The organism is Erwinia sp., assembly GCF_031978025.1.
Taxonomy (GTDB): Bacteria; Pseudomonadota; Gammaproteobacteria; order Enterobacterales; family Enterobacteriaceae; genus Erwinia.
On the sequence record NZ_DALZCD010000359.1, the window covers coordinates 1 to 3538 of the forward strand.

Sequence of the window (3538 nt, forward strand, 5' to 3'; positions counted from 1 at the left end):
AGGCTGGACACTCAATTTCGTAAAACTAAGGCTACTTATTCCTCCTATCAAATTCAGATGTCCGACATGCCACGGATGTCAGTACCGCTTCTCCCTCCACAGTATCACGCCAAAAAATCCGCACGGCGCCAACTGTATCTTCTGTAAAGCCACTATGACGGTAAGTTACAAAGCTTTCGTCAGCTAGTTTTCTGCTCCAAAACGCTTTTTCTCCGGCCTGTCATGCACCTTCTCCTGACCGGGCCTGATATCGCCGGCCTGCGTGTATTTTACTGCGCAGACCCGCATCGTTGCGCCCTGCGACGGGCGGGTACAACGGCGAAAAGGGGAGAGCTACCGCTGAAACCCTGCCCCCCGCTATGAAAAAGACTTGCCTGCCTCCTGAAAGAAATAATACTGTATATAAATCCAGTGTAAACTACAGGAGCAGGCCGCTGTGTCACTCGCTTATCGCTTTCAACACCCTCAAACTACAGCCCGCCAACGATCTGGCTATCCGTCGGGCAAGCAGTTCTTCCTGCGTCAGCAGCTTTTGCAACTCGGCACGTCGGGCTTTATAGCGGCTCTTGCTGGTGCCGGCCGGGCGAGATTTTTTCCAGATGACAGTGGCCATAAACACCCCTCCTGTTACAGGCAAATTAGTCGATTTCCCAGCCACTTAAATCGGGCAACGGGGAACGTTAAGCAAAGAGAATTTGTCTACCTTAAAAAACAATAGCCATAGTTATTATTAATATCAATAGGTATTGCAAGTATAACTTTTGTTATTGAGTTAAATTGTTGTTTTTTAAGGTTTAATTATTTTATTGGCGCTTTTTTTGCGTATTGTTCTGGCGATGTTATTAAAAGCTTTACTAATCTATTCAGTTGAATCAATGCGCCAAAGCCTCTGCGCAGATTAACTGTTGCAGAGGATGGGTTTTCGCGAGGATAAGCTGATGATATCTGTGCTGCACAGAGTGTCTGGGGGGCGTTACCAAGAAACCATTCTGCCGGGGCAGAATGTCAGTAACTATCGCCTTAAATCACGGATTAGAAAGATCGCCACGCCAATAAGTTCTGACTCATCAGAGAGTTCTACGGCAGGCAAACGGGGATCGTCGACGGTTAAAAAACCATTGGAGGGGCCTTCCAGATAGCGATAAACCGAGATGCGTGAACTCACCCTTGCCATTACCAAATCTCCAGATTCGGGTGGTACGTCGGTATCGACAATAACGATGCTGCCGGTAGTGGCTTCTGCGCAGCCGCTATTTCTGTCAAGAATATAGGCACGCCAGGTCCTCTTCGCCTTTACCCCGTTAGGCGAAGAGACTATTTCCCCTGTTTTTCCTTCCGGTCCCCAGACCGGAATTGTCGATCCACTTTTTACTTTATCTATAGCGCTCAGCCCTGCGTTACCGCGCATCTCTCCTTCGCCGCTGGCCAGCCATTGCACATTAACGTCCAGCGCTCGGGCAATATCGACCAGTTTGCGCGACCCTTCGGCCTCTCCCTTAGTCAGACGCCAGATAGTAGGTTGTGATACGCCCGATGCTTTAGCTAAAGCACCCTGGGTGATTCCCATCATGGTCATAGCCATGTTCAGTCGGTAGGCGAGTGTATTCGGTTTCATATACCAGAATTTATAGCGACGCGTATTTTTCGTCAAACACGCTTTGCTATTGGCAGGTTTAATAACCTATGCTATTAATTAAGGTGTGTTGATACTTAAACGGATAAGATTTCTTCCTTCAGGCTATCAGTTTCAGCACGCCCGCTCTTTAACAATCTGGCCGCCCAGCCTAATCGCTGGCAACCTGTTTGACCCAGGTAAAACAAGCGAAGCGGCAGTGCCGCACGCAAAAAACAGTACCGTTTTGAAATTAGCAGGTGTTAAGAGAAAGTGTTGGAAACTTCATTTTTTCTTCTGCTTTACGCATTCTGTGGGGGTCAATATGCGAGATATGAAACGCTTACTGGAAAAATGGGGAGGCTGGGCGGCAACAGAGCAGAGCCGCGTCAGCTATTCACATATCGCCGCCGGGTTTCGCGGACTGATTACCGCTGCCCCATCCGATCGTCCTACCTGCAGTGATAATGACGGCATGATCCTGGACAGCTGCATCAGCAGGCTGAAAAGTAATCATCCCGAAGAACATGCATTGCTGGTGGCGCATTATCATTATCGTATTTCGCTTCGTTCTATTGCACGCCGTCGCCGCTGTGCAGATGGGACCATTCGTAAACAGCTCCAGACAGCGGAAGGATTTGTCGAAGGGGTACTGAGCGCGCTGGAAGTCGAGCTGGAATGCGAAAAATAATTTCCGCCTCGTTACGCGCCTAAACATTTTATTTTGTTTGAAAAAATACTCCTCAGCTTAAATATATTTTCCTGAGCGAGAAAATTTTTTTTAAGAAAGTTGGTTGCGTACGCAATTTCGGTTCTAGTGTGTTAGAAAGGCAATTTAAGCTGCTTGCATAAATATAAAATTCATTTTCACCGGGGGAAGGTCCTTATCCATTTCGCTGCGGCGGATTATTTGATGAAGGGGTGGAAAATGAGCAAGATAATTCAAATTTTGGCCTTTGAAGAAGGTTATAAAGAAAAGCCATATATTGACACAGAAGGTTATCCAACGGTTGGCTGCGGTATTCTCATTGGCCCCAAAGACACACCATTAAAATATTACACTTTCACAGTCCCTCGTGAAGTTGGCGATGTATGGATGCAGGGGATCATTAACGAGAAAATAAAGGAAATGAATAACAGGCCGGTATTAATAGCCGCGCTGAAACAGTGCAATGAGGCGCGAACCGATGTGCTTTACAGCATGGCTTATCAGTTGGGTATTGATGGAATGGCAGCTTTTAAAAATACGCTGGTAATGATTTCAACTAAAAACTTTTCGGGTGCAGCGGAAGGCTTACTGAGCAGCCTGTGGGCAAAACAGACGCCCGCTCGGGCGAAGCGTCACGCAGAAGCAATGCGCAGCGGCACATATGATGCATGGCAGGGGGCGTTATGAAATTTATTCTCTTTATCTTATTAATACTGTTAGTGACGCTGGTCGTCTGGTGGATCATTAAGCAAGGCAATATTGAGCTGGTGTCCCACGCCAGGCTGTTGTTCCGGGCCTGGTCGGTCTGGCTGGCATCAGCGGGCTCGGTCATGGGCGCCTGGGTACAATCCTTCCCGGATTCGGCTTCCAGCGCATGGAACGGCTTGCCAGCAGATGTGAAGACAGTGATCCCACAACAGTTTCTGGGCTTTCTGGCCTCTTTTATGGTCGCAATGGCGGTTCTCGCCCAGTTTATTCGTCAGAAAAAATTGGCGGCGGCAAGGGAAATGCTGATGACCACCGGCTCCTCAGGGCTGGCAACAGCCGGTATGTTCCCCGGAGCAGTAGTCGCAATGTGCTCAACAGGGCCAACTGGCCCGTCTGCTTACTCGGGGAATACACCTGCGGGATCATCCGCGGGTACCGGCCCGGTAACAGCCGTGCCAGCGTCACCGGCACCGGAAACGGACCCGGCAGCCGCGCCAGCATCACCGGCA

At 49.0% G+C, this 3538-nt stretch carries 5 protein-coding genes; 3 read left to right on the top strand and 2 right to left on the bottom strand.

Translation table 11 applies throughout. The features are described 5' to 3' along the window. Positions 1-439 precede the first annotated feature (439 nt). Both RTK32_RS20145 and RTK32_RS20150 read right to left on the bottom strand, forming a co-directional pair. Entirely contained in the window at positions 440-613 is a 174-nt protein-coding gene (locus RTK32_RS20145) for a hypothetical protein (protein WP_312047049.1), read from the bottom strand. Between the two features lie 399 nt (positions 614-1012). Further along, a complete protein-coding gene (locus RTK32_RS20150; RefSeq protein ID WP_312047051.1) occupies positions 1013-1651 on the bottom strand; it encodes a LexA family transcriptional regulator in 639 nt (212 codons plus the stop codon). A gap of 286 nt (positions 1652-1937) precedes the next feature. Here RTK32_RS20150 and RTK32_RS20155 point away from each other — a divergent pair, with 286 nt between their 5' ends. The 3 genes from RTK32_RS20155 to RTK32_RS20165 form a co-directional block, all read left to right on the top strand. Next, positions 1938-2303, top strand: coding sequence for an antiterminator Q family protein (locus RTK32_RS20155; RefSeq protein WP_312047053.1), 366 nt, complete (start codon positions 1938-1940; stop codon positions 2301-2303). A 237-nt stretch (positions 2304-2540) separates the two neighbouring features. Then, the gene (locus RTK32_RS20160) at positions 2541-3008 is read left to right on the top strand and encodes a glycoside hydrolase family protein (protein WP_312047055.1); all 468 of its coding nucleotides are present in this window, start codon (positions 2541-2543) and stop codon (positions 3006-3008) included. Then, positions 3005-3538, top strand: a 534-nt coding sequence (locus RTK32_RS20165; RefSeq protein ID WP_312047057.1) for a hypothetical protein, incomplete at its 3' end; no start/stop codon positions are given. The genes RTK32_RS20160 and RTK32_RS20165, both read left to right, overlap by 4 nt.

Coding starts and splice junctions, on each gene's coding strand:
- RTK32_RS20145 (WP_312047049.1), bottom strand. CDS start 613: ATGGCCACTGTCATCTGGAAAAAATCTCGCCCGGCCGGCACCAGCAAG.
- RTK32_RS20155 (WP_312047053.1), top strand. CDS start 1,938: ATGCGAGATATGAAACGCTTACTGGAAAAATGGGGAGGCTGGGCGGCA.
- RTK32_RS20160 (WP_312047055.1), top strand. CDS start 2,541: ATGAGCAAGATAATTCAAATTTTGGCCTTTGAAGAAGGTTATAAAGAA.